The 26,646-nt window shown below is 55.4% G+C and carries 19 protein-coding genes, 1 other RNA gene and 1 pseudogene; 15 read left to right on the top strand and 6 right to left on the bottom strand.

Annotated elements, in window-relative coordinates:
• Positions 1-122 precede the first annotated feature (122 nt).
• Positions 123-252, top strand: a non-coding RNA gene (locus tag NA389_RS14675) — RtT sRNA.
• Here NA389_RS14675 and NA389_RS14670 read toward each other — a convergent pair.
• Positions 241-1,251, bottom strand: coding sequence for a LacI family DNA-binding transcriptional regulator (locus tag NA389_RS14670; RefSeq protein WP_079916556.1), 1,011 nt, complete (start codon positions 1,249-1,251; stop codon positions 241-243). The genes NA389_RS14675 and NA389_RS14670 overlap by 12 nt on opposite strands.
• Before the next feature lie 149 nt (positions 1,252-1,400).
• On the opposite strand from NA389_RS14670, the gene NA389_RS14665 reads away from it, so the two are divergent.
• The 7 genes from NA389_RS14665 (at position 1,401) to dppF (ending at position 10,166) form a co-directional block, all read left to right on the top strand.
• On the top strand, positions 1,401-2,525 hold the full coding sequence (locus NA389_RS14665; RefSeq protein ID WP_079917066.1) for an aryl-sulfate sulfotransferase: 1,125 nt from the start codon (positions 1,401-1,403) through the stop codon (positions 2,523-2,525).
• A 57-nt stretch (positions 2,526-2,582) separates the two neighbouring features.
• On the top strand, positions 2,583-3,908 hold the full coding sequence (locus NA389_RS14660; RefSeq protein WP_001136076.1) for a uracil-xanthine permease family protein: 1,326 nt from the start codon (positions 2,583-2,585) through the stop codon (positions 3,906-3,908).
• A 558-nt stretch (positions 3,909-4,466) separates the two neighbouring features.
• Positions 4,467-6,074, top strand: coding sequence for a dipeptide ABC transporter periplasmic-binding protein DppA (gene dppA / locus NA389_RS14655; RefSeq protein WP_000028049.1), 1,608 nt, complete (start codon positions 4,467-4,469; stop codon positions 6,072-6,074).
• 156 nt (positions 6,075-6,230) lie between these two features.
• Positions 6,231-7,250: a dipeptide ABC transporter permease DppB gene (gene dppB, locus NA389_RS14650; RefSeq protein ID WP_000938843.1), complete on the top strand. Its 1,020-nt coding sequence runs from the start codon at positions 6,231-6,233 to the stop codon at positions 7,248-7,250.
• Positions 7,251-7,259: 9 nt separating this feature from the next.
• Positions 7,260-8,162 carry a dipeptide ABC transporter permease DppC gene (gene dppC / locus NA389_RS14645; RefSeq protein ID WP_000078396.1) on the top strand — a complete coding sequence of 301 codons (903 nt, stop codon included), beginning with the start codon at positions 7,260-7,262 and terminating at the stop codon, positions 8,160-8,162.
• 10 nt (positions 8,163-8,172) lie between these two features.
• Positions 8,173-9,156 carry a dipeptide ABC transporter ATP-binding protein gene (gene dppD / locus NA389_RS14640; protein WP_001196503.1) on the top strand — a complete coding sequence of 328 codons (984 nt, stop codon included), beginning with the start codon at positions 8,173-8,175 and terminating at the stop codon, positions 9,154-9,156.
• Positions 9,153-10,166, top strand: coding sequence for a dipeptide ABC transporter ATP-binding subunit DppF (dppF, locus tag NA389_RS14635; RefSeq protein ID WP_000103558.1), 1,014 nt, complete (start codon positions 9,153-9,155; stop codon positions 10,164-10,166). Before dppD ends, dppF begins: the two co-directional genes overlap by 4 nt.
• 100 nt (positions 10,167-10,266) lie before the next feature.
• Here dppF and NA389_RS14630 read toward each other — a convergent pair whose 3' ends face one another.
• Positions 10,267-11,565, bottom strand: coding sequence for an aromatic amino acid transport family protein (locus NA389_RS14630; RefSeq protein WP_001150175.1), 1,299 nt, complete (start codon positions 11,563-11,565; stop codon positions 10,267-10,269).
• A gap of 117 nt (positions 11,566-11,682) precedes the next feature.
• Positions 11,683-11,835 (bottom strand): annotated as a pseudogene (locus NA389_RS14625) (PLP-dependent transferase); the annotation flags it as partial.
• A gap of 372 nt (positions 11,836-12,207) precedes the next feature.
• Between NA389_RS14625 and NA389_RS14620 the strand changes: the two are divergent.
• On the top strand, positions 12,208-12,315 hold the full coding sequence (locus tag NA389_RS14620) for a type I toxin-antitoxin system toxin Ldr family protein (RefSeq protein ID WP_001537650.1): 108 nt from the start codon (positions 12,208-12,210) through the stop codon (positions 12,313-12,315).
• Between the two features lie 81 nt (positions 12,316-12,396).
• Here NA389_RS14620 and bcsG read toward each other — a convergent pair whose 3' ends face one another.
• From bcsG to bcsE, 3 genes are read right to left on the bottom strand one after another with little or no spacing between them, the layout of a single operon-like run.
• Complete coding sequence (gene bcsG, locus NA389_RS14615; protein ID WP_000192022.1) at positions 12,397-14,076, bottom strand: cellulose biosynthesis protein BcsG; 1,680 nt, start codon at positions 14,074-14,076, stop codon at positions 12,397-12,399.
• Entirely contained in the window at positions 14,073-14,264 is a 192-nt protein-coding gene (gene bcsF, locus NA389_RS14610) for a cellulose biosynthesis protein BcsF (RefSeq protein ID WP_000988321.1), read from the bottom strand. The genes bcsG and bcsF overlap by 4 nt, the downstream gene beginning before the upstream one ends.
• The gene (gene bcsE / locus NA389_RS14605) at positions 14,261-15,832 is read right to left on the bottom strand and encodes a cellulose biosynthesis c-di-GMP-binding protein BcsE (RefSeq protein ID WP_001205759.1); all 1,572 of its coding nucleotides are present in this window, start codon (positions 15,830-15,832) and stop codon (positions 14,261-14,263) included. Before bcsE ends, bcsF begins: the two co-directional genes overlap by 4 nt.
• Before the next feature lie 244 nt (positions 15,833-16,076).
• On the opposite strand from bcsE, the gene bcsR reads away from it, so the two are divergent.
• Genes bcsR through bcsC form a run of 6 tightly spaced genes read left to right on the top strand, consistent with a single transcriptional unit; the run spans position 16,077 to position 26,602 of the window.
• Positions 16,077-16,280, top strand: a complete 204-nt coding sequence (gene bcsR / locus NA389_RS14600; protein WP_000282616.1) for a cellulose biosynthesis protein BcsR — start codon at positions 16,077-16,079, stop codon at positions 16,278-16,280.
• The gene (gene bcsQ, locus NA389_RS14595; RefSeq protein ID WP_000996123.1) at positions 16,281-17,033 is read left to right on the top strand and encodes a cellulose biosynthesis protein BcsQ; all 753 of its coding nucleotides are present in this window, start codon (positions 16,281-16,283) and stop codon (positions 17,031-17,033) included. It abuts the gene before it with no gap.
• The gene (gene bcsA, locus NA389_RS14590) at positions 17,030-19,654 is read left to right on the top strand and encodes a UDP-forming cellulose synthase catalytic subunit (protein WP_001275331.1); all 2,625 of its coding nucleotides are present in this window, start codon (positions 17,030-17,032) and stop codon (positions 19,652-19,654) included. Before bcsQ ends, bcsA begins: the two co-directional genes overlap by 4 nt.
• A gap of 10 nt (positions 19,655-19,664) precedes the next feature.
• Positions 19,665-21,965, top strand: a complete 2,301-nt coding sequence (bcsB, locus tag NA389_RS14585) for a cellulose biosynthesis cyclic di-GMP-binding regulatory protein BcsB (RefSeq protein WP_000823812.1) — start codon at positions 19,665-19,667, stop codon at positions 21,963-21,965.
• A 3-nt stretch (positions 21,966-21,968) separates the two neighbouring features.
• On the top strand, positions 21,969-23,078 hold the full coding sequence (gene bcsZ / locus NA389_RS14580) for a cellulose synthase complex periplasmic endoglucanase BcsZ (protein ID WP_000988802.1): 1,110 nt from the start codon (positions 21,969-21,971) through the stop codon (positions 23,076-23,078).
• Complete coding sequence (gene bcsC, locus NA389_RS14575; protein ID WP_001225207.1) at positions 23,060-26,602, top strand: cellulose synthase complex outer membrane protein BcsC; 3,543 nt, start codon at positions 23,060-23,062, stop codon at positions 26,600-26,602. The genes bcsZ and bcsC overlap by 19 nt, the downstream gene beginning before the upstream one ends.
• Positions 26,603-26,646 lie beyond the last annotated feature (44 nt).

The raw sequence follows: 26,646 nt of genomic DNA, 5'->3' as shown, positions 1-26,646 counted from the left end.
ACTCGAGCGCAGCGAGAGAACGTTGCGTCAGCAACGGCCCGCAGGGCGAGCCACGCAGTGGCGAGTCATCCTCTATCACCGACCAAATTCAGAAACCCTGCTCAACGAGCAGGGTTTTTTGCATCTGAAGCCTGACGAGGATGAGAACCTCCGGGGGCAAGAGGTTCGACTCGAGCGCAGCGAGAGAACGTTGCGTCAGCAACGGCCCGCAGGGCGAGCCACGCAGTGGCGAGTCATCCTCTATCGCCAGCAGGTTGACGCTCGCACCACCAGTTCAGGCATGATCCCGTCGCTGTGACTGACCTTCTTGCCCGCCAGCAAATCAAATAATAGTGTGATTGCCTGTCGCGCCACCTCATCAAGATGCATATTCACTGCCGTCAGCGGCGGCAGCGATTCGCGCGCGCGGATACCATCATAGCGGGTGACCACGCGCATCCGCTCCGGGATAGCTACTGCCTGTTCCTGAAAAGCGCGTACCGCGCCGCTGGCAAAGGTATCGATCAGCACCAGCACGCCGTCAACGTCGGGATGCGCCTGTAATAGCTGCTGCGCGGCCTGGTAGCCGGCATTTTCACCCTCGCTTTCATTGAGAGAGTAGACGACGGGGTCCTGGCGCCCCGCGCACCAGCGCTGGTAAGCCGCTTCGCTCTCCTGAACTGATGTTCGCCGAGTGTTACCGACAAATAACGCACATTTGCTGGCGCCGGAGGCCTCCAGATGCGTTAGCAGAAGCTGTGCTGTTGCCGCCGAGTGCAGCTCAACCCACGGCACAGGCGTGTCGGTGCCCGGCGTGCGGCCAATGGTGACGCAGGGAATGCCCGCTTGCGCCAGCGCCTGGAGCTGCGGGTCGTTCTCCGCCGGCTCAATCAGGATCGCCGCGTCAAAGCTGACGGCATCCAGTGGATTTGCCCCCGGCGGCACCAGAATCAGCGCATGCTGTTTTTCCAGCGCCATCATCGCGGACGTTAACGCCACCTCCATCATAAATCCCAGTCGTGACGCACCGGAGGCAATCGCCAGCGGCACCGAAGAGAGCAAGGCAATGGTATTGGTTTTGCCGGTTCGCAACTGGCGGGCGCGAATATTCGGCGTGTAGTTGAGCGCAACAATGGCCTCTTCAATACGCCGTCGCGTCTGCGGCTCGACAAAGCGGGTGTTGTGCAAGGCATTGGATACCGTCCCTGGCGACACGCCTGCATGGCGGGCAACATCAATCAACTTTGCGCGTTTTTTATTTTGAACAGCCATCTGCTTCCTGACCTTCGAAAGTTTGCGCACAGGGTAGCATATTTACCAGACGGTAACGTTTGCTTTTTTTCGGTGAGGATCGTAAAAAACTCTTCATTAAAACGTTTTAATGGGGTATTTTGGCGCAAATTTATTCCTCAGGAGGCGATGTGGCACACTTAACTCAGGATTCGACTTTCACCCTTGGACGCCGTCTGGCGGGCCTTATCTACGCTGATAAGGCGAAGAGCTTTGGCGGCTATACGCTTTTTGCGCCGCAAACCGCCGAAGGGCGGGTTTACCTGGTGGACGAGCAGGGCGAAGTCGCGCATCAGTGGCAGCTTCCGGTTCGCGCCGGGCGTGATGCAGTGCTGCTGCCGAACGGTAATCTGGGTTATAACGGCAGCCACCGCACTTCAGCGAACCTCTATCCGGCGTGGGATCTCTGGCACGGCGGCGACTTCTACGAAGTGACGCCGGATAACGAAATCGTCTGGCATTACGAAGATATTTACCATCACCACGATGCGCAGTGGCTGGAAAACGGTAACCTGCTGTATACCGCCGCGTCGCCGTTACCTGCCGATATCGCCGCCCGTGTTACCGGCGGCGACCCACGCCGCGATGCGCCGGACGGCGTGATTCAGAGCGACGTCGTCAAAGAGGTCAATCGCGACGGTGAAGTGGTCTGGGAATGGCGTGCCTGGGAGCATTTGAATCCGGAAGATTTCCCGATTCATGATATTTTCGATCGCCGCCACTGGCCGATGATTAACGGCCTGTCCGTCACCCGTGATGGCCTGGTACTGATGAGCCTGCGTACCACTTCCGGTGTCATTGCCGTGGATAAAGAGAGCGGGAAGGTTATCTGGCATGCAGGGCCGGAAGTCGTAGCGCAGCAGCACACGCCGGTTGAGATGGAGAACGGATCGATTCTGGTTTTCGATAACGGCAACCTGCGTCCCGGCGTCACCTCGCCGCACTCCACGGTGCTGGAGTTCGATCCGCAGACCAAAGCGATTACCTGGCAGTATCGCGATATCTTCCCGCCGGCGTTTTTCTCGCCGTATATGGGGAGCGCGCAGCGGCTGGCGAACGGCAACACCTTTATCTGTGAATCGGCGTTTGGCCGCCTGTTTGAAGTCACCCCGGAAGGCGAAACGGTATGGGAATATGTCATTCCGTTCTTTAATGAATATCCGGAGCACCTCAGTAAAGGCATTATTCCTGGAAAACAGAACAGCGCCTTCCGTGCGCATCGCTATGCCGCTGATGCCATTAGTTGGTTGAAATAATGCAGACCGCCAGCCCGCGCTGGCGGTTATTTTTTTGATGTTTTATGGGAGTTAATCATGCCGCAACCTGGCCTTACTACGCCGGATAACGATGCATTACCCTGGCAAACCACCTTACTTTTGGCGCTTCAGCATGTGCTGGTCGTTGCCGCCACCCCCATTACCTCCGTCTTCCTGATCGCCAAAGCGCTGCACTTTACCGATACGGTGACCGCCTCGGTACTTAGCGCGACCTTTCTGATGTGCGGTCTGGGCGCTATTTTGCAAAGCCTGGGTGTGAAAGGGGTGGGCGCGCGTTTGCCGTTTATTATGGTACCGGGGGGCGCGCCGATTGCGATTTTCGTTGCGATCGCTTTACAGACCAATATCCAGACCGCGATTGGCGCCGTAATTCTGACCTCGCTGTTCTACTTTATCGCGTTGCCGATTTTCCGCCGCTGCCTGCACCATTTTCCCCCCTTTATCATTGGCATCATGCTGCTAATGGTGTCGATTAACCTTATTCGCCTGTACGGCGGGTTGATCATTGGCCAGCCAGGGAGCGCCGACTTCGCTCATCCAACCAGTATCATTTTATCGCTGGGGACTATCCTGATAACGCTGATTTTCGCGCTGGCGTTTAGCGGTATTTTGCGCCAGTTGGCGGTGATGTTCGGCCTTTTAGCGGGGACGTTGCTGGGAATGGCGCTGGGCAGCACCGATTTTAGCGGTGTTGGTCACGGGCCGCTGTTTAGTTTCCCACAGCTTTTGCCGTTCGGCTGGCCGATTTTTGATCTCTCCGCCTCGCTGCCGTTACTGATTTACGCGGTCATCTCTATGGCTGAAGCAACCGGGCAAACGATTGCGACCGCGGAAATAGTCAATTCTACGCAAAATGTGCAGCAGGCGATTCCACGCACCATTCGTGGTGATGCGGTAATGTCGCTGCTGGGGGGGATTTTTGGCACCTCCTTAATTATCACCTCCGGCGAAAATATTGGGGTGGTACGCACCACTAATGTGAAATCGCGTTTCGTGACTGCGGCTGCCGGAGGGTTGTTAATCCTGATTGCCATATTCGCGCCGCTGGTACGTCTGGCGACCTGTTTGCCAGGTTCGGTGGTGTGCGGTACGGCGGTGATTGTCTTCAGCATTATCGGGGTCATCGGCATTGATATGATTGCGCGTGAGCCACTGCATACGCCGGGTAAAACCTACGCGCTGGCGATGGGGCTGGCCATGGGAATGCTACCTATACTGGTACCCGGCCTGTATCAGAATTTCCCGGCGGGCGTACAGATGGTCTTTGGCAACGGCATGGCAGCGGGGACGTTGACAGCGATTCTGGTGAACTCGTTGTTTAACTGGAGCGAAAAGCGCACGCAGGCCAGGGTCAAAAGTTAGTTTTTGTGATCGCGGTAGGCCGCACGACGGCCTACTTATTTACAATTTTGTGACATATTCGATGGTGTTTTTCAATGTCCGGATAACTCTTTTTTGCACACGGCTTATGGATAACCTCAGCATTTTCGCCTGTGCGTTTTAGCGTTAGTGGTATTAATCGCTCAGATAATCAACATATCGAAAGAAATTTTTCAATTAATGGCTAATTGTTAATCACTAACTGTTGCAAAATATTAAGTGAATAACTCTGCCTTTCTGCCCATAGCACAAATTTCCCTGCTGAAAATACCCTTCTGAACTTTTTTTAATCTTTGTTTGTTAATTCTCACCGTTGTTGTAAAAGCTGGTTACCTGTATTGACGTTTTGACATTCTATTGACAGATTGTAGGGAATGAGGGGCATTTTATGGAGAATCCGCACTGCAACTCAGTCGATTATGCGAACGGAATCCCCACCTCTCACTACTGACCTGACCAGGTAAAAAACAAAAAAGGCCGGGCGGTAAAAGCCTTTGCAAAGGGCAAAACAACATACATCACAATTATTGGAGCAGAAGAATGAGTATTTCCTTGAAGAAGTCAGGGATGCTGAAGCTTGGTTTGAGCCTGGTGGCCATGACCGTTGCAGCCAGCGTGCAGGCCAAAACCCTGGTTTATTGTTCAGAAGGCTCGCCGGAAGGCTTTAACCCACAGCTCTTTACGTCTGGCACCACCTATGATGCCAGCTCCGTACCTATCTATAACCGTCTGGTTGAATTCAAAACCGGCACCACGGAAGTGATCCCGGGTCTTGCTGAGAAGTGGGATATCAGCGAAGACGGTAAAACCTATACGTTCCACCTACGTAAAGGGGTGAAATGGCAATCCAGCAAGGATTTCAAACCCACGCGCGAGCTGAACGCCGATGATGTCGTGTTCTCTTTTGACCGGCAGAAAAACGAGCAGAACCCGTACCATAAAGTGTCTGGCGGCAGCTATGAATACTTTGAAGGCATGGGGCTGCCGGATCTGATTAGCGAAGTGAAGAAGGTAGACGATCACACGGTGCAGTTTGTGCTGACGCGTCCGGAAGCGCCGTTCCTTGCCGATTTAGCCATGGACTTCGCCTCTATTCTTTCTAAAGAATATGCTGACAACATGCTGAAAGCCGGTACGCCGGAAAAAGTGGATCTGAACCCGGTCGGCACTGGCCCGTTCCAACTGGTGCAATATCAGAAAGATTCCCGCATTCTCTACAAAGCTTTTGACGGCTACTGGGGCACGAAGCCGCAGATCGACCGTCTGGTCTTCTCCATCACCCCTGACGCCTCTGTGCGTTACGCCAAACTGCAGAAGAACGAATGTCAGGTGATGCCGTATCCGAACCCGGCGGATATTGCGCGCATGAAAGAAGATAAAAACATCAACCTGATGGAGCAGGCCGGTCTGAACGTGGGTTATCTCTCCTACAACGTACAGAAAAAACCGCTGGATAACGTCAAAGTTCGCCAGGCGTTGACCTATGCCGTGAATAAAGAGGCCATCATCAAAGCCGTTTATCAGGGCGCGGGCGTTGCGGCGAAAAACCTGATCCCGCCGACAATGTGGGGCTACAACGACGATATTAAAGACTACGGCTACGATCCGGAAAAAGCGAAGGCGCTGCTGAAAGAAGCCGGTCTGGAAAAAGGCTTCACCATCGATCTGTGGGCGATGCCGGTACAGCGTCCCTATAACCCGAATGCGCGTCGTATGGCGGAAATGATCCAGGCGGACTGGGCGAAGATTGGCGTTCAGGCCAAAATTGTCACCTATGAATGGGGCGAATACCTCAAGCGCGCTAAAGATGGCGAGCACCAGACGGTGATGATGGGCTGGACCGGCGATAATGGCGATCCGGATAACTTCTTCGCCACGCTGTTCAGCTGCGATGCCGCCCAGCAAGGCTCCAACTATTCAAAATGGTGCTACAAGCCGTTTGAAGACCTGATTCAGCCTGCGCGTGCGACCGATGACCACAACAAGCGTATTGAACTCTATAAACAGGCCCAGGTCGTGATGCATGACCAGGCGCCAGCGCTGATCATCGCTCACTCCACGGTTTATGAGCCAGTGCGTAAAGAAGTTAAAGGCTATGTGGTTGATCCATTAGGCAAACATCACTTCGAAAACGTCTCTGTCGAATAATTAAAAGAGCGCTGCGCCCCGGTGTTGTGTAGGCCGGATAAGCGCAGCGCCATCCGGCGTAATGCTTTATCCGCGATGCAGTTTGCGTGGGATAAGATTTGTGAGCAATACAGACTCACGGTTCCAGGCCGTGGGTCATGAGAGAGAATTCGGGTTATGTTGCAGTTCATTCTCCGACGTTTGGGACTCGTTATCCCGACGTTTATCGGTATTACCCTTCTCACCTTTGCCTTTGTCCACATGATCCCCGGCGATCCGGTGATGATCATGGCGGGTGAGCGAGGTATTTCCCCTGAGCGTCATGCTCAACTGCTGGCTGAACTCGGTCTTGATAAACCGATGTGGCAGCAGTACCTCCATTATATCTGGGGGGTGATGCATGGCGATTTAGGCATCTCGCTGAAAAGCCGAATCCCCGTGTGGGACGAGTTTGTGCCTCGCTTTAAAGCGACGCTGGAACTTGGCGTCTGCGCCATGATTTTTGCCGTCGCCGTGGGGATTCCGGTGGGCGTGCTGGCCGCAGTGAAGCGCGGTTCTATCTTCGATCACACTGCTGTTGGCCTGGCGCTGACCGGTTACTCTATGCCTATCTTCTGGTGGGGCATGATGCTGATCATGCTGGTCTCCGTCCACTGGAACCTGACGCCGGTTTCCGGGCGCGTGAGCGATATGGTGTTCCTTGATGATACCAATCCGTTGACGGGCTTTATGCTGATCGACACCGCTATCTGGGGCGAAGAGGGTAACTTTATTGATGCGCTGGCGCATATGATCCTGCCTGCGATGGTGCTCGGTACAATCCCGCTGGCCGTCATTGTGCGTATGACCCGTTCGTCGATGCTGGAAGTGCTGGGGGAGGATTACATCCGTACCGCACGCGCCAAAGGGTTGACCAGGATGCGCGTCATTATCGTCCATGCTCTGCGTAACGCCATGCTGCCAGTCGTCACCGTGATCGGCCTGCAGGTCGGTACGCTGCTGGCGGGCGCGATTCTGACAGAAACTATCTTCTCGTGGCCCGGTCTGGGGCGCTGGCTGATCGATGCGCTGCAACGCCGCGATTATCCGGTAGTGCAGGGCGGCGTGTTACTGGTAGCGACGATGATTATTCTCGTCAACCTGCTGGTAGACCTGCTGTACGGCGTGGTGAACCCGCGTATTCGGCATAAGAAGTAAGGGGCCATCATGTCACAGATTACTGAAAATAATGTTAATGCCGCACCGGCGCCCATGACGCCATTGCGGGAGTTCTGGCACTATTTCAAACGCAATAAAGGCGCGGTCGTCGGGCTGGCGTATGTTCTCATCGTGATCCTGATTGCGGTGTTTGCCAACTTTATTGCGCCGTACAACCCGGCAGAGCAGTTCCGCGATGCGCTGCTGGCGCCGCCGGTCTGGCAGGAAGGCGGCAGTTGGGCGCATATTCTGGGAACGGATGATGTTGGTCGCGATGTCCTCTCGCGCCTGATGTATGGCGCGCGTTTGTCGCTGCTGGTCGGCTGTCTGGTGGTTGTCCTGTCGCTGGTAATGGGGATTATTCTCGGCCTGGTCGCGGGCTACTTCGGCGGTCTGGTCGATAACATCATCATGCGCGTGGTCGATATTATGCTGGCCCTGCCGAGCCTGCTGCTGGCGCTGGTGCTGGTGGCGATCTTCGGCCCCTCCATCGGCAACGCTGCGCTGGCGTTGACGTTTGTGGCGCTGCCGCACTATGTCCGCTTAACCCGCGCGGCGGTTCTGGTAGAGGTGAACCGCGATTATGTGACTGCCTCCCGCGTGGCGGGCGCAGGCGCGATGCGTCAGATGTTCGTCAATATTTTCCCGAACTGCCTTGCGCCGCTGATTGTTCAGGCATCGCTCGGTTTCTCTAACGCCATTCTCGATATGGCCGCCCTCGGCTTTCTTGGCATGGGCGCACAGCCGCCAACGCCGGAGTGGGGCACCATGCTCTCTGACGTATTGCAGTTCGCGCAAAGCGCCTGGTGGGTCGTGACCTTCCCGGGGCTGGCGATTCTGCTGACGGTACTGGCATTTAACCTGATGGGTGACGGTCTGCGTGACGCGCTCGATCCCAAACTGAAGCAGTAAGAGGTTCGAGATGGCGTTATTAAATGTAGATCAATTATCGGTGCACTTCGGCGATGAAGGGACACCGTTCAAAGCCGTCGACCGCATTAGCTACAGCGTGAAGCAGGGTGAGGTGGTCGGTATTGTCGGCGAGTCTGGTTCCGGCAAATCCGTCAGCTCGCTGGCGATTATGGGGCTTATCGATTACCCAGGCCGCGTGATGGCGGAAAACCTGCTCTTTAACGAACAGGATCTGAAGCGCATTTCCGAGAAGGAACGTCGCAACCTGGTGGGCGCTGAAGTGGCGATGATTTTCCAGGACCCGATGACCAGCCTCAATCCTTGCTATACCGTTGGCTTTCAGATTATGGAAGCCATCAAGGTACATCAGGGCGGGAACAAGAAAACCCGTCGTCAGCGAGCGATTGACCTGTTGAACCAGGTGGGTATTCCCGATCCGGCTTCTCGTCTGGATGTCTATCCGCACCAGCTTTCTGGCGGCATGAGTCAGCGCGTGATGATTGCGATGGCAATAGCCTGTCGACCAAAGCTGTTAATTGCCGATGAACCGACCACGGCGCTGGATGTGACCATTCAGGCGCAAATCATTGAACTGCTGCTGGAGTTGCAGCAAAAAGAGAACATGGCGCTGGTGCTGATTACCCATGACCTGGCGCTGGTGGCGGAAGCGGCGCACAAAATTATCGTCATGTACGCCGGGCAGGTCGTCGAAACTGGCGCTGCGCAGGATATTTTCCGCGCGCCGCGTCATCCCTACACCCAGGCACTGCTACGCGCGTTGCCGGAGTTTGCGCAAGATAAAGCGCGTCTGGCGTCGCTGCCGGGCGTGGTGCCGGGGAAATATGACCGACCGACGGGCTGTCTGCTTAACCCGCGCTGCCCCTACGCCACGGACAGATGCCGTGCGGAAGAACCTGCTCTCAACCAACTGGACGATGGACGTCAGTCAAAATGTCATTACCCACTTGATGATGCCGGGAGGCCCACACTATGAGCACGCATGAGGCCACCTTGCAACAGCCGCTGTTGCGGGCTATCGACCTGAAAAAACACTATCCGGTGAAGAAGGGGATCTTTTCTCCGGAACGGCTGGTAAAAGCGCTGGACGGCGTGTCGTTTAATCTCGAACGCGGTAAAACGCTGGCCGTAGTGGGGGAGTCCGGTTGTGGAAAATCCACACTGGGCCGCCTGCTGACGATGATTGAAACGCCAACCGGCGGCGAGCTTTATTACCAGGGGCAGGATCTGCTCAAACACGATCCGCACGCGCAGAAACTGCGGCGGCAGAAAATTCAGATTGTGTTTCAGAACCCCTACGGTTCCCTGAACCCACGCAAGAAAGTGGGGCAAATTCTGGAAGAGCCGTTGCTGATCAATACCAGCCTGAGTAAAGCGCAGCGTCGTGAAAAAGCGCTGGCGATGATGGCGAAGGTGGGGCTGAAAACCGAGCACTACGACCGCTATCCGCATATGTTCTCCGGCGGCCAGCGTCAGCGTATCGCTATCGCCCGCGGTCTGATGCTTGATCCGGACGTAGTGATTGCCGACGAACCGGTCTCCGCGCTCGACGTGTCGGTGCGCGCCCAGGTGCTGAACCTGATGATGGATTTGCAACAGGATATGGGGCTGTCTTATGTCTTTATCTCGCACGACCTGTCGGTGGTGGAACACATCGCCGATGAAGTGATGGTCATGTACTTAGGCCGCTGCGTGGAGAAGGGCACGAAAGACCAGATCTTCAACAACCCGCGTCATCCGTACACCCAGGCGTTGCTCTCCGCCACGCCGCGGCTGAATCCGGACGATCGCCGTGAGCGGATTAAGCTGACCGGCGAGTTGCCGAGCCCGCTGAACCCGCCGCCGGGCTGCGCCTTCAACGCCCGCTGCAGCCGTCGCTTCGGACCCTGCACGCAGTTACAGCCGCAGCTTAAAGAGTACGACGGCCAGTTGGTGGCCTGCTTTGCCGTCGATCAGGATGAAAATCCGCAGAAACCGCTGAGTTAATTGCGTTTTATGCCGGATGGCGGCTGCGCCTTATCAAGCCTACACCGTACCTGTAGGCCTGGTAAGCGTAGCGCCACCGGGCATGGCTCTCCGGTACGACTTATTCAATCAATTTTAATAACGGCGACAGGCACAACAATATTCCATATAACAGAATAAGCCAGGTTTTCAGGCCGCGTAATTTTTCCAGTTGCGCTACTTTATAAATCAGGAAAAAGGGAATAATACACGCGACAATGCCATAAAGCGGACTGCCTAACTGGAAAAAGACCAATACTGAGACGCGAAACGAAACCCAAATAACCAGAGTCACCACGATAAAGACACAGATTCCAGATGTCAGTAACAGTGGGTTGACGTTTTTGACATCCATAATACGACTCAATACATTCAGCACAATACCTTTAAGCGCTTCGTGAAAACCTAAATAAATACCAAAGAACGCGGTAAGTACGGCAAAAATATTGAGGATGGTAGAGGTAATGTGGATGATATGGCCAGGGATTACCTGAGCTGCCAGTGCAAGGGCGGAAATATTCTGCTCGAACGCTGATACCGCCTCTTCATGGCTAATCGAAAAGGTAAACGAGAACGAGAAAAAGAGAATAATGGCAATCAGCGTAATATAGCTAATGCGATGCGTGCGAATCGCCATCCGGGTGGCCAGCACACGGTCAGGCTCGCGCTTACGATAGGCGATGTTCATTGGGTTTAGCACCTGAATGAAGACCGCAGAAAAGAAGCAAAATGGGATAGTGAGCAGTACGTCGCGAAAGAAAACCGATGCGGCGGGAAAGGCGGAAATATTATCAAGATTCCAGTGTGGGATCATAGCGAAACCGAATATCAGAATGATCCCGACTTTTACCACCACCATCGGGCCGGAAATTTTAAATAATAACTTTTCCCCGCCGGAGGCAATCGCCACCAGTACGGCGAAAATCGCGACTTTATAGATAATAGACTGCGAAAGATCGGCCTCAGTAAGGCCGAAGGTTTTGATATAGGAGGCGCTATCAAACACCACCGACAGGGAGTAAATAAACACCCCGTGGATAATCATAAGAAAATAGATTACACCGAGGAAAACGCCCCAGTTTTTGCCAAGATAGTGACTGATAATATCCGTATAATCGTCACAGGTTTCGCTTTCAGATAACGTTTTTAGATAAATATCCTGCACAATATAGGTAGCGGGATAGGCGATGATAAAAGCGGTAATAAATACCCAGATCCCCTTGAGACCGATTTGCACTGGCATTAAGACGGTACCGGCGCCGATCGCCATACCGATACACAAGAGCACCCAGCCAAAATCATATTTTGTAAACGGTAATCTCGTTGAAAGCGGTGTGGTCGTAGCGTTACTGTTATTTAATGGTAATGTGTCGTCCTGCATAGAGCCCCCTGCCCAAAATATAGGCAGCTCTCTCATAAAGAATGCTGCCTATAACCAGGCTATAGTGCCTTGATACCCGATGCGGCAAACCGGTGACAGCGGTTCGCCGAGCAATCGTCAGAATGCTGCTTTTCTGCTGGCGCGTTCAAGGTCATGAATAATATCGTCGGGATCTTCAGGTCCCGCTGAAAGACGGATAAGTTCGTCGGTAATACCTGCTTTTAGCCATTCCTCTGGCGCAACAGGCGAATATGTCATAGACGCAGGATGCTGAACGAGGGTTTCGGTATCACCGGGACTGGCCGCGAGGAGGCATAATTTACAGAATTGAGCGGCTGACTGCCAGCCTCAGAAATGCTGAATGTATTCTGGCAAATAAAAGTAATCGTCTGCGAAGCGTCACGCAGATTGTACGTTAGCGCCGTGCCGGGACGGGGATTTTGCCGTAATATCAGCAGCAAGCCGGGTTTACCCGGTGAGGCGCAATGTTGCGGGGGCTTGATCCCCGGCGGCATAGGTTGCTGGATAGAGAAAACCCCCGCACGTTGACTGGTATAAACCTGGCAACCTGACGGGGGCTAACTTGAACCTCAACACATCAAGGATAGCCGCGAACGGTTGCCATTGCAACAAGGCGGCTATATGACGCTTACGCAGTTGGGCGTGGCCTTCTGGCACGATCTGGCGGCACCGATCATTGCTGGCATTATCGCCAGTGTGATCGTCAACTGGCTACGTGACAGGAAGTAACGCGTTTTGAGCGTCTGTCCGCCGTAATGGCAACATGCGCCCGAACCAGGCCGCAGGGGAAACCTTGCGGTCTTTTTCGGTTTACTGCGGGTAAGGCACCCAGTCGCCGCCATTCAGACGAACGTAGGGCTTACCCTGATACTGAATCACCACCGCATTAGCGTTTTCTGAAACCGGCGCGGTTTGCGGCAGATTGCTGGTCAGCTTGTTCCAGTTCACACTGTCTTCAGTAAAGAGCTTACCGTCCACGGCGCGTACGACCAGTTCGGAAATCGCCAGGTAGCTGCTCGGCTGGTTAATATCAATCGGCGCGCCCTCATGCGGGGCTTTCATGCCAAAAAATTTCACGCCCGCCGGGACGTTGGTGATGGAGGGGCTGGGAATATCGCGCAGGCCAGAGATCTGCATTCTGTCGCCCTTCAGCGCACCGCCGTGCTCCGGTACGACCACCACCATCACCTTACGCCCGGATTTCTCCAGTTCGGTAAAGAAGGCGTCCAGTTCATCGAACAGTTTCTGCGCGCGGATTTTATAATCCGCCGTTTTGCTGACGCCAGGGAAGTGGTTGCCATCGTGCAGCGGCAGCAGGTTAAAGAAAGTCGCGGAGCGGGAATTGGCTTCACGTTCTTCCCCTGTCAACCAGCGGTTCAGGACCGCCAGATCGTCATATACCGGCGAGCCGTCGAATGACAGCAGGGCGGTTGGCAGGCCGGACTGGTTCATCAGTTCGCTCTGCATACCGCCGTTTTCGCGAACTTCTTTCAGGAAGCCGCCAAATTCACCGTTATGATCCATCATCAGATGCTGAGTAAAGCCCAGTTTCGCCAGATTATCAAACAGATAACATTCGTTATCGGCTGGTTGATAAAGTCGGGTGTGCGAAGGTTGACCACAGCTGGCGCGCAGCAGACGAATGGCCGCCGGGCCGCTGTAAGACGTGCCGGAATTAAAGTGTTTAAACAAAATGTCAAAGTGCGACCATAGCGGATGTGACATCAGGCCTGCCGCTTCGACATCCGACCAGGAGAGCGAACAAATATTGATGACCAATAGGTCGAACGGCTGCGCATCAGGCGGAAGCTGCGCCGGGAACGTCGTTTTCCGCTTTTCTTCCGCGGCATAGAAGGTGTTCAACCAGGCGTTCAGATTCGCGGTCGTCGGCGGCGCGGTTTGCGCAGGCATATCGCCGATGACCGGCTTATCGCCCGCTGTCGCGACGGTAGCGGCTGCATTACCGCCAGTCGTCGTCACCGTATCGGTTGGCTGGCCTGCCGGCCACAGCGTAAAAACCGGGCCGGTTAATGTCAGGACATTCAGCCATACCATGATGGCGACCACAAACACCGTGACCCGAATCCACTGTGATAAAAATAGCCAGGCAACCAGCAGTACGAAGATGGCGCCGATCATTTGCCAGTTAATAAAACGGGCGATCAGATCGAGCAGATAACCGGAGCTGAATTCCGCCACCTGCGTCCCCTGGCTCATAATGCTTTGCGGGCCGGGCAGCCAGGTATCATGCCAGAACAGCGCGAAGCCGACGGGAATGGCAATCCAGTGGCGCAACCGGTGAAGGCGATACTTTGGTATTGGCATGAGCAGAAACGCCATGAATACCAGATTCAGTAAAGGATGAAAATTCAGATAGCCTGCCCACAGCAGGCCAAACTTGACCAGAAAATAGAAGTTCCAGCCGGAAAGACCGCGCCAGTATTGCCAGAGCGGAGAAGGCATTGAAGGAGTTTGAGTATGCTGAGTCATTTTTTGTCTGCCTTGACTTTCGTAGCGCGGCGCAGAGTTCCGGCTGGTTTTACATAACGAGGTTTGGCAAATAGCAGCCGGGTCGTATCACTGATACGGCGTAGCGAATGACGCGCCAGATACCCCAGCGGAAAGAAAATCAGCGCGCAAAAAAGAATAATTTGCACGATATCGCTGATGGTCATCATGATGCACGCTCCGCGGTGTCGTCGAGCAATCGCAGGGGTTCAGGAATACGACGCCAGATACGGCCATCGTGTTCGGCATTTATTACCGGGTCGGCGCGTTTTGCCAGCGGTAGCGGCGTTCCCCACAGTTCCGGCGACAATAAGCGCATCTGCACCAGCTCGGCGCTGATTTGTTTATCTTCGAACCAGACCATACGATTAGAGAAAATATCGCCCGTCGGCAAAGGGAAAATATGGTTTAACGCGGTATCCAGATCGTTGACCCGGCAGAATGATAAAAACAGCACCAGACGGTTGCCGCCGATGGTCATAATATCGCCGGTTCGGTTTGGCCGACATAATGTTAACGCCTGCTCAACCCGAATGCCCGGCACCGGGCGCAGCGCGACCAGAACGCCTTTCCCATCGGCGGGGAGCAGGGTGTTGCTCATCATCGTATGGATGGCATCGCAGAAGGTATCCCACGGCTGAAAACCGCGCAGTTTCAACGGCTGCGTCATCGACAGTAGCGTGGTGATGTCTTCCGGTACGTAACGGCTGAACTGCTGCCCCTGCACGCTTTCAATAAGCGTCAGACAGCGTGAAAGCGGGGCATTCCAGGGAATGATCATATTCGCGCCGCAGCCCAGCAGCAGGCGCTCATCGGTGGCGCGCAAACTGGCGATATTTTCGCGCACGACAATTTTCAGCGCGCTTCCCCGCTGGCGTCGCAAAGTATGAATGCGACGAGCAAGCGGCTCGATTTGGTTGTTCTGTGTAAGCGAAAAAATAATTGTCGCGGCCTGCGCCGTGCGCGCGTCGTTGAATAGCGCTTCGTTATTGTCGAAAAGCGTCCAGTGTTCCGAGAGCGGCGGCGCGCCTTCAAGGACGGCGACGTGGCTAAGAATACGTTTTTCGTCGCTACGCGGCTGAATTGCTGTCTCCTCCTGATGGGATAGCGTCCAGCGTTCGTCCTGCTGACACAGCAATAACTGCTGTCGGGCGCTGACGCCTTTTTCGTTACACCAGAAGGCAATATCGAACAAATGTTGGTCGCCCTGAAAACGTAAACTGGCGAGGCCAAAAAGTGAGCGATACTCGCCCATCAACAACGAGGACTGTTTATCGCTATTATTACAAGGGTTAATAACCAACAATGAACAGTGATGAAAACGAGTCCATTTATTCATTTTTTCCAGCCATTTATGCAGGCTTTTTGACGTTATATTCCGCCACGTGTTATTTGCACAAATAAGAATGAAAAAGTAATGCGTCGGGTTAACAGAACAAAGCAAATCGTGGGGCAAAGAGTATAGCCCTTTTTCTGAATCCGGCATGGCAAATAAGCGGATTTTCTCCGGACCGTGAGATTCATCTAATTTGATTACTTTGCCAGGATCGCCTTCCATGCCGATGACGGCGACATTTGCATTCTCCGTTTGTGACGCAATCGTTTGATTCACCAGGCTGATGGCATCTTGCTGGCGATCAGCGTTAACCCACCAGACGCCGCCGGTTGGCATATGGCGCAGTTCATCCCATAATGATGAGATGCCGAGAGAAAATACGGGGTCCACAGTGTCCCTCATGTCACTATTTTAACTGTTTATCAGTTTACTAGCGAAAGCACAGAAATAAACCTAACATTGAAATTAAAACGCATCAGATTTAGCATGTGAATCAATTTGTCCGGCAGGATGCCCTGTAACTCTGCGCTTTGCATTTTTACACATTATAAATGAAGTCACGGAAAGATGAAAAATGCGCGTTCTCCCGTATTGACGACGGGACGTAATGCTGCCAGTGAGAAATATTTAAAAAGGAGCAACCAGAATGTATAACAATGAACCTGGCGCTCAGTCCGATCCAACGTTGGGCTACACTTTTCAAAATGATTTTCTGGCATTAAGCCAGGCGTTTTCACTACCCGAAATAGATTATACCGATATTTCCCAACGCGAACAGTTGGCGGCGGCGATTAAAAGATGGCCACTTCTGGCTGAATTTGCGCAACCACATTCATTAAGGAAGCCATGAATGGCGATTCTGGGACTGCAGGGCGTGCGCGGCGGGGTGGGAACCACATCTCTCACCGCAGCACTCGCCTGGGCGTTACAAATCTTAGGGGAAAATGTCCTGGTGATTGACGCCAGCCCCGATAACCTGCTGCGTATGTCGTTTAACGTCGACTTCGTCCATCAGGGCGGTTGGGCGCGATCGTTGCTGGACGGCCAGGACTGGCGCGATGCCGGATTACGTTATACCTCACAGCTTGATCTACTGCCGTTTGGACAGCTCACCGCGCAAGAGCGAGAAAATCCGCAGGCCTGGCAGGAGACGCTGGGAGAGATCGGATCGGCTATCCAGGCGCTGAAAGCGAGCGGACGTTATAGCTGGATTTTACTGGACTTGCCCTACGGCGCGTCACCGCTGACACGGCAGCTGGTGAGCCTCTGCGACCATACGCTGGCGGTAGCCCGGGTTGACGCTAACTGCCATATTCGCCTTCATCAGCAGGCGTTGCCTGCCGGAGCGCATATTCTGATCAATGACTTACGCATTGGCAGTCAGTTACAGGACGATCTGTACCAGGTCTGGCTGCAAAGCCAGCGCCGGTTGCTGCCCATTGTGATCCATCGCGATGAGGCGATGGCGGAGTGCATGGCGTCGAAACAGCCGTTAGGCGAATATCGCAGCGATTCGTTAGCCGCCGAAGAGGTGTTAACGCTGGCGAACTGGTGCCTGCTGCATGATGCGGGCGACAAAACGTCCGCCGGGAGCCTGCGATGAGCGCCCTTTCCCGGTGGCTGCTTATCCCGCCGGTTAGCGCGCGTTTGAGCGAGCGCTATCAGGGTTACCGCCGCCACGGCGCGTCGCCGTTTAGCGCAGCGCTCGGCTGCCTGTGGATGATTCTGGCGTGGATAGTGTTTCCGCTTGAGCATCCGCGCTGGCAGCGTATTCGCGACGGGCATAAAGCGCTTTACCCGCATATTAACGCCGCCCGCCCGCGCCCGCTGGACCCGGCCCGCTACCTCATTCAGACCCTCTGGCTGGTGATGATTTCGTCGACTAAAGAACGTCATGAACCGCGCTGGCGGTCATTTGCGCGCCTGAAGGACGTTCGTGGACGTTACCATCAATGGATGGATACCTTACCGGAACGGGTGCGTCAAAAGACAACGCATCTGGAAAAGGAAAAAGAGCTGGGACATCTTAGCAACGGCGCCCGGCGTTTTATTCTGGGCGTTATCGTGACCTTTTCACTGATACTGGCGCTGATCTGTATTACGCAGCCATTTAACCCGCTATCGCAATTTATCTTTCTGCTATTGCTGTGGGGCGTTGCGCTGTTGGTACGACGTATGCCGGGACGCTTTTCCGCGCTGATGCTCATCGTGCTGTCGCTAACGGTCTCCTGTCGTTATATCTGGTGGCGCTATACCTCGACGCTAAATTGGGACGACCCGGTCAGTCTGGTGTGCGGGCTGATCCTACTGTTTGCGGAAACCTACGCCTGGATTGTGCTGGTGCTGGGGTACTTCCAGGTGGTGTGGCCGTTAAATCGTCAACCGGTGCCGTTGCCGAAAGAGATGTCGCAGTGGCCGACGGTGGATATTTTTGTACCGACCTATAACGAAGACCTTAACGTGGTCAAAAATACCATTTACGCTTCGCTTGGCATTGACTGGCCGAAGGACAAGCTGAATATCTGGATCCTTGATGACGGCGGACGCGAATCATTTCGTCAGTTTGCCCGGCATGTCGGCGTGCATTACATTGCCCGCGCCACGCATGAACACGCCAAAGCCGGCAACATCAACAATGCGCTAAAACACGCGAAAGGCGAGTTTGTGGCGATCTTCGATTGCGACCATGTGCCGACACGCTCGTTTCTGCAAATGACAATGGGCTGGTTCCTGAAAGAAAAACAGCTGGCGATGATGCAGACGCCGCATCATTTCTTCTCCCCGGACCCGTTTGAGCGCAACCTGGGACGTTTTCGTAAAACGCCTAACGAAGGCACGCTGTTTTATGGACTGGTGCAGGACGGTAACGATATGTGGGACGCCACTTTCTTTTGCGGATCGTGCGCGGTGATTCGCCGTAAGCCGCTGGATGAGATTGGCGGTATCGCCGTTGAGACGGTGACGGAAGATGCGCATACTTCGCTCCGGCTGCACCGGCGAGGTTATACCTCAGCGTATATGCGCATTCCGCAGGCGGCGGGGCTGGCGACGGAAAGCCTGTCGGCGCATATCGGGCAGCGTATTCGTTGGGCGCGGGGCATGGTGCAAATTTTCCGCCTCGATAACCCTCTGTTTGGTAAAGGCTTAAAACTGGCGCAGCGGCTGTGCTACCTCAACGCGATGTTCCATTTCTTGTCCGGCATTCCGCGTCTGATCTTTCTGACCGCGCCGCTGGCTTTTCTGCTGCTGCACGCCTATATCATTTATGCGCCTGCGTTGATGATTGCGCTATTTGTGATACCGCACATGGTCCACGCCAGCCTGACTAACTCGAAGATTCAGGGCAAGTATCGTCACTCTTTCTGGAGTGAAATCTATGAAACGGTACTGGCATGGTATATCGCACCGCCGACTCTGGTCGCGTTGATCAATCCGCACAAAGGGAAATTTAACGTCACGGCGAAAGGCGGGCTGGTGGAAGAGAAGTACGTCGACTGGGTAATCTCGCGTCCGTATATCTTCCTTGTCTTGCTTAACCTGCTCGGCGTGGCGGCGGGCGTATGGCGATACTATTACGGGCCGGAAAATGAAACGCTGACCGTCATCGTTAGCCTGGTGTGGGTCTTCTACAACCTGGTCATTCTCGGCGGCGCGGTTGCGGTTTCGGTAGAGAGTAAACAGGTCAGGCGCGCGCATCGGGTCGAGATTGCCATGCCGGGGGCCATCGCCCGCGAAGATGGACATTTGTTCTCCTGTACCGTACATGACTTCTCCGACGGCGGGTTAGGCATCAAGATCAACGGTCAGGCGCAGGTGCTGGAAGGGCAGAAAGTGAATCTGTTGCTTAAACGCGGGCAGCAGGAATATGTCTTTCCAACGCAGGTGGTGCGCGTAACGGGCAATGAGGTCGGGCTACAACTGATGCCGCTCACCACCAAACAACATATTGATTTTGTGCAGTGTACCTTCGCGCGCGCCGATACGTGGGCGCTTTGGCAAGATAGCTTCCCGGAAGATAAACCGCTGGAAAGCTTGCTGGATATTCTGAAGCTGGGCTTCCGCGGATATCGCCACCTCGCGGAATTCGCGCCGCCTTCAGTAAAAGTAATTTTCCGATCGTTGACGGCGTTAATTGCCTGGATTGTATCGTTTATTCCGCGTCGCCCGGAGCGGCAAGCGGCGATACAGCCGTCGGATCGGGTTATGGCTCAGGCTCAACAATGATGATAATGCGATGAAAAGAAAATTGTCCTGGATGTGTGCGGCGGTAATAGGATTAAGCGCGTTTCCTGCTTTCATGACGGCGGCGGCGCCTGCTACGCCGCCATTGATAAATGCTGAACCCACCGAGCCTGCGCCGTCGCCCGCAACTGAGGCGCCCGTCGTGGCGCAGACCGCGCCTTCGCGCGAGGTCAAGCTGACCTTTGCGCAAATCGCGCCGCCGCCGGGTAGTATGGCGCTGCGTGGCGTTAACCCTAACGGCGGCATTGAATTTGGTATGCGCAGCGATGAAGTGGCGTCGAAAGCGGTGCTGAATCTGGAATATACGCCCTCGCCGTCGCTCCTGCCGGTTCAGTCGCAGCTCAAGGTTTATCTCAATGATGAACTGATGGGCGTACTGCCGGTGACAAAAGAGCAGTTGGGGAAAAAGACGCTGGCGCAGGTACCTATCAATCCGCTATTTATCACCGATTTTAACCGGGTGCGGCTGGAGTTTGTCGGCCACTATCGCGACGTGTGTGAAAACCCGGCCAGCAGTACTCTGTGGTTAGACATCGGGCGAAATAGCGCCCTGGATCTGACCTATAACATGCTGGCGGTGAATAACGATCTGTCCCACTTTCCGGTGCCGTTTTTTGATCCGCGGGATAACCGTCCGGTGACGTTGCCGATAGTGTTTGCTGACATGCCGGACCTGGCGCAGCAGCAGGCGGCTTCTATTGTCGCGTCCTGGTTTGGCTCGCGGGCGGGCTGGCGCGGTCAGCGCTTCCCGGTGTTGTATAATCACTTGCCGGATCGCAATGCGATCGTGTTCGCCACCAACGATCGACGCCCCGATTTCCTGCGCGATCATCCTGCGGTTAACGCGCCGGTTATCGAGATGATGAGCCATCCGGATAATCCGTATGTGAAGTTGCTGGTCGTGTTTGGCCGTGATGATAAAGACCTGTTGCAGGCGGCAAAAGGTATCGCGCAAGGGAATATTCTCTTCCGTGGTTCCAGCGTGGTGGTCAACGATGTAAAACCGCTGCTGGCGCGCAAACCGTATGATGCGCCGAACTGGGTGCGTACCGATCGCCCGGTCACTTTTGGCGAGCTGAAAACCTATGAAGAGCAGCTCCAGTCGAGTGGGCTGGAGCCGGCGCCCATCAACGTTTCTTTGAATCTGCCGCCGGACCTCTATTTGCTGCGTAGCAACGGTATTGATATGGATCTCAACTACCGTTATACCTCGCCGCCGACCAAAGACAGTTCACGGCTGGATATCAGTCTGAATAACCAGTTCCTGCAAGCCTTTAGCCTTAACAGTACGCAGGAAACTAATCGACTCCTGTTGCGCCTGCCGGTACTTCAGGGACTGCTGGATGGTAAAACGGATGTGTCTATTCCGGCGCTCAAACTGGGGGCGATGAACCAACTACGTTTTGACTTCCGCTACATGAATCCGATGCCGGGCGGGTCGGTGGACAACTGTATTACCTTCCAGCCGGTACCGAATCATGTGGTGATAGGGGATGACTCCACTATCGATTTTTCGAAATATTACCACTTTATCGCGATGCCGGATTTACGCGCGTTCGCCAATGCGGGTTTCCCGTTCAGCCGGATGGCCGACTTGTCTGACACGCTGGCGGTGATGCCGAAGACCCCAACCGAAGCGCAAATGGAAACGCTGCTGAATACGGTCGGCGCCATTGGCGGGCAGACCGGTTTCCCGGCAATTAATCTGACAATCACCGATGATAGCGCTCAGATAGCCGACAAAGACGCCGATCTGCTGATTATTGGCGCTATTCCTGGCAAGCTAAAAGACGATAAGCGTATCGATCTGTTGGTGCAGGCGACACAAAGCTGGGTAAAAACCCCGATGCGGCAGACCGCTTTCCCGTCGATTATGCCGGATGAGGCCGATCGCGCGGCGGATGCGCAGTCCACCGTCACCGCCAGCGGCCCGATGGCGGCGGTGGTGGGCTTCCAGTCGCCGTTTAACGATCAGCGCAGCGTGATTGCTCTGCTGGCTGACAGTCCACGCGGCTACCAGCTACTGAACGACGCCGTGAACGACAGCGGTAAACGTGCCGCGATGTTTGGTTCCGTGGCGGTGATCCGCGAGTCCGGCGTTCACAGTCTGCGCGTTGGCGATATCTATTACGTCGGACATCTGCCGTGGTTTGAGCGGCTGTGGTATGCGCTGGCGAATCACCCGGTGCTGCTGGCGGTACTGGCGGCCCTCAGTGTGGTATTACTGGCGTGGGTATTGTGGCGTCTGCTACGTATTCTCAGTCGCCGTCGTCTCGACCCTGACCATGAGTAACGCATGATGACTATGCTGCGCGGATGGATAACGATGATCGTCATGCTGACGGCAATAAATGCGCAGGCGGCCTGTAGCTGGCCTGCGTGGGAACAGTTCAAGAAAGATTACATTAGCCAGCAGGGACGCGTTATCGATCCGGGCGATGCGCGAAAAATTACCACCTCCGAAGGGCAAAGCTACGCCATGTTCTTTGCCCTGGCGGCGAACGATCGACCGGCGTTCGCGCAACTGTTTAACTGGACGCAAAACAATCTGGCGCAGGGATCGCTGCGTGAACATCTGCCCGCCTGGCTGTGGGGGCAAAAAGATCCCGACACCTGGTCGGTGCTGGACAGCAACTCCGCGTCCGACGGCGATATCTGGATGGCATGGTCGCTTCTGGAGGCCGGTCGTCTGTGGAAAGAGACGCGTTATACCGAGGTGGGCACGGCGTTGCTAAAACGCATCGCCCGCGAAGAGGTCGTGAATGTGCCGGGGCTGGGCTCAATGCTGCTACCTGGCAAAATCGGCTTTGCCGAGGCGAATAGCTGGCGTTTTAACCCAAGCTATCTGCCGCCGCAGTTGGCGCAATACTTTAGCCGTTTTGGCGCGCCGTGGTCGACGCTACGGGAAACCAATTTGCGGCTTTTGCTGGAAACCGCGCCGAAAGGTTTCTCGCCGGACTGGGTGCGTTATGAAAGCAAGCAAGGCTGGCAGTTGAAAGCGGAAAAGACGCTGATCAGTAGCTACGATGCGATTCGCGTCTATTTATGGGCGGGAATGATGCATGATGGCGATCCGCAAAAAGCGCGTTTACTGGCGCGATTTAAACCGATGGCGACGTTAACGATGAAAAACGGCGTTCCACCGGAGAAAGTGGATGTCGTCAGCGGGAACGCGCAAGGGACGGGGCCGGTCGGGTTTTCCGCCGCCTTACTGCCTTTCCTGCAAAATCGCGACGCCCAGGCCGTGCAGCGACAGCGGGTCGCAGACCATTTTCCTGGCAGCGATGCCTATTACAACTATGTGCTGACTCTCTTTGGACAAGGCTGGGATCAGCACCGTTTTCGCTTCACCGTCAAAGGTGAATTATTACCTGACTGGGGCCAGGAATGCGTAAGTTCACGTTAAGTCTCATGCACGCTTTTTTGCCGGCTGGCGGTCGAAATGCCTTACCTGGCAAAAGGGGCGTTTCTCGGGCATTGTTGGGTTTATCGCTTGGTATGGCGCTAACACCGCTTGCCGGCGCAGCGACCTCCGCGCAGCAACAGTTGCTGGAGCAGGTTCGGCTGGGCGAGGCCACGCACCGTGAGGACTTAGTCCGTCAGTCGCTCTATCGCCTGGAGCTGATCGACCCCAATGATCCACAGGTTATCGCCGCCCGTTTCCGCTATCTGTTGCGCCAGGGGGATAGCGATGGGGCGCAGAAGCTACTTGACCGGCTGGCGCAACTGGCGCCGGAGTCGACGGCGTATCAATCTTCCCGCACCGCGATGCTGCTCTCCACGCCGCAAGGACGTCAGTCTTTGCAGGAGGCGCGTTTACTGGCGACGACCGGCCATACTGAACAAGCGATCGCCAGCTACGACAAGCTGTTTAAAGGTTATCCGCCGGAGGGCGAACTGGCGGTCGAATACTGGACGACCGTGGCGAAATTGCCCGCCCGCCGTCACGAAGCGATTAACCAGCTACAGAAAATCAATGCCGTCAGTCCGGGTAATAACGCTCTGCAAAATGCGCTGGCGCAACTGTTGTTCGCCAGCGGGCGGCGCGATGAGGGATTTGCGGTGCTAAAACAGATGGCGAAATCCAGTACGGGACGCAGCGCGGCCTCCGCCATCTGGTACCAGCAGATAAAAGATCTCCCGGTGAGCGACGCCAGCGTAAAAGCGTTGCAAGACTATCTGACGCAGTTTAGCGAAGGCGATAGCGTGTCTGCCGCCCGCGCCCAGCTTAGCGAGCAGCAAAAACAGTTAGCCGATCCGGCGTTTCGCGCGCGCTCGCAGGGCATCGCGGCGGTTAATGCCGGAGAAGGCGGCAACGCTATTGCGCAATTGCAGCAGGCGGTGAGCGCCCGGCAGGACGACAGCGAGGCGGTCGGCGCGCTTGGGCAGGCATACTCACAGCGTGGCGATCGCGCCCGCGCCGTCGCGCAGTTTGAAAAAGCGCTGGCGATGGCGCCGCACAGCAGCAGCCGCGATAAGTGGGAGAGTCTGCTGAAGGTCAATCGCTACTGGCTGTTAATTCAGCAGGGCGACGCGGCCTTAAAAGCGAATAATCTGGCCCAGGCGGAGCGTTTCTATCAGCAGGCGCGAGCAGTGGATAACACCGACAGCTACGCGGTGCTGGGGCTGGGGGATGTGGCGATGGCGCGCAAAGATAATGCCGCCGCCGAACGTTATTATCAGCAGACGCTGCGTATGGATAGCGGTAATACAAATGCTGTACGCGGGCTGGCGAATCTTTATCGCCAACAGTCGCCGCAAAAAGCCGCCGCGTTTATCGCTTCTCTTTCCGCCAGCCAGCGGCGCAGTATCGACGATATCGAACGCAGTCTGGAAAATGACCGTCTGGCGCAGCAGGCGGAAACGCTGGAAAGCGAGGGCAAATGGGCGCAGGCCGCAGAACTGCACCGTCGTCGGCTGGCATTAGATCCGGGGAGCGTGTGGGTGACGTACCGACTGTCACGCGATCTGTGGCAGGCCGGGCAGCACGCCCAGGCCGATGCGCAAATGCGCTCTCTGGCGCAGCAGAAGCCAAACGATCCGGAACAGGTCTATGCTTATGGGCTTTATCTTTCCGGCAGCGATCGGGACCGGGCGGCGCTGGCGCATCTCAATACCCTGCCGACCAGCCAGTGGAACAGCAATATTCAGGAACTGGCGGGCCGATTGCAAAGTAACCAGGTGCTGGAAAGCGCTAACCGCTTGCGCGATAGCGGCAAAGAACGCGAAGCGGAAGCGTTGTTACGTCAGCAGCCTCCCTCTACGCGCATTGCGTTAACGTTGGCGGACTGGGAGCAGCAGCGTGGCGATAATGCAGCGGCCCGCGCCGCTTATGACGCCGTTCTGGCGCGGGAACCGGGTAATGTCGATGCCATGCTGGGGCGGGTGGAAATCGACATCGCACAGGGCGATAACGCCGCGGCGCGCGCTCAACTGGCGGCGCTGCCTGCGTCGCAAATCACCTCTCTTAACATGCAGCGCCGCGTCGCGCTGGCGCAGCTCCAGCTTGGCGATATCACGGCGGCGGCGCGGACCTTCAACCGCATTACGCCGCAGGCAAAAGCACAGCCGCCATCAATGGAAAGCGCGATGGTATTGCGTGACGCCGCCGCTTTTCAGGCGCAAACGGGCGAGCCGCAGTGGGCGCTGGAGACCTACAAAGAGGCAATGGTCGCCGCGGCGATTACTCCGGTTCGTCCCCAGGATAACGATACCTTTACCCGCCTGACGCGCAATGATGAAAAAGATGACTGGCTAAAACGCGGCGTGCGTAGCGATGCGGCGGAGTTGTACCGTCAGCAGGATCTCAATGTCACGTTGGCGCACGATTATTGGGGGTCGAGCGGGACTGGCGGTTACTCCGATCTGAAGGCGCATACCACGATGCTTCAGGTGGATGCGCCCTGGTCGGACGGACGGGCGTTCTTTCGTACTGATATGGTGAATATGGATGTTGGCCGCTTCTCTACGGATGCGGATGGAAAATACGATAATAACTGGGGTACCTGTACGCTGGAGAAATGCAGCGGACATCGTAGCCAGGCCGATACGGGCGCGAGCGTGGCGGTCGGCTGGCAGAATGAGACCTGGCGCTGGGATATCGGCACGACGCCGATGGGCTTTAATGTCGTTGATGTGGTCGGCGGCGTCAGCTATAGCGACGATATCGGGCCGTTGGGTTATACCCTGAATGCGCATCGTCGCCCGATCTCCAGTTCGCTGCTGGCGTTTGGCGGGCAAAAGGACGCCAGCAGCAATACCGGCACCAAATGGGGCGGCGTGCGGGCCAACGGCGGCGGCGTCAGTCTCAGCTATGATAAAGGCGAAGCAAACGGTGTCTGGGCGTCGCTCAGCGGCGACCAGTTGAGCGGTAAAAATGTGGAAGATAACTGGCGCGTGCGCTGGATGACCGGTTATTACTATAAGGTGATTAACGAGAATAACCGCCGCGTTACCGTCGGGCTGAATAACATGATCTGGCATTACGACAAGGATTTGAGCGGTTATTCACTGGGTCAGGGCGGTTATTATAGCCCGCAGGAATACCTGTCGTTTGCGGTGCCGGTGATGTGGCGGCAGCGTACGGAAAACTGGTCGTGGGAGCTAGGCGGCTCGGTATCCTGGTCGCACTCCCGCAACCGTACCATGCCGCGTTATCCGCTGATGAATTTGATCCCGGCGGATTATCAGGAGGATGCGCGTGACCAGACCAACGGCGGCGGTAGCAGCCAGGGATTTGGCTATACCGCACGGGCGCTCATTGAACGCCGGGTCACTGCCAACTGGTTTGTGGGTACGGCTGTCGATATTCAGCAGGCGAAAGACTATACCCCCAGTCATCTGCTGCTGTATGTCCGTTATTCCGCGGCGGGCTGGCAGGGGGATATGGATTTACCGCCACAGCCTCTGGTGCCTTACGCTGACTGGTAATCATTGCGTCAGGCCTACGAATTGACAGGCATCGTAGGCCTGAG

The sequence above is a fragment of the Salmonella sp. NW645 genome (genome assembly GCF_051703725.1).
Taxonomy (GTDB): Bacteria; Pseudomonadota; Gammaproteobacteria; order Enterobacterales; family Enterobacteriaceae; genus Salmonella; species Salmonella enterica.
Note: the sequence above shows the minus strand (reverse complement) of the source record. Positions and strands in the feature narration are given on the sequence as shown.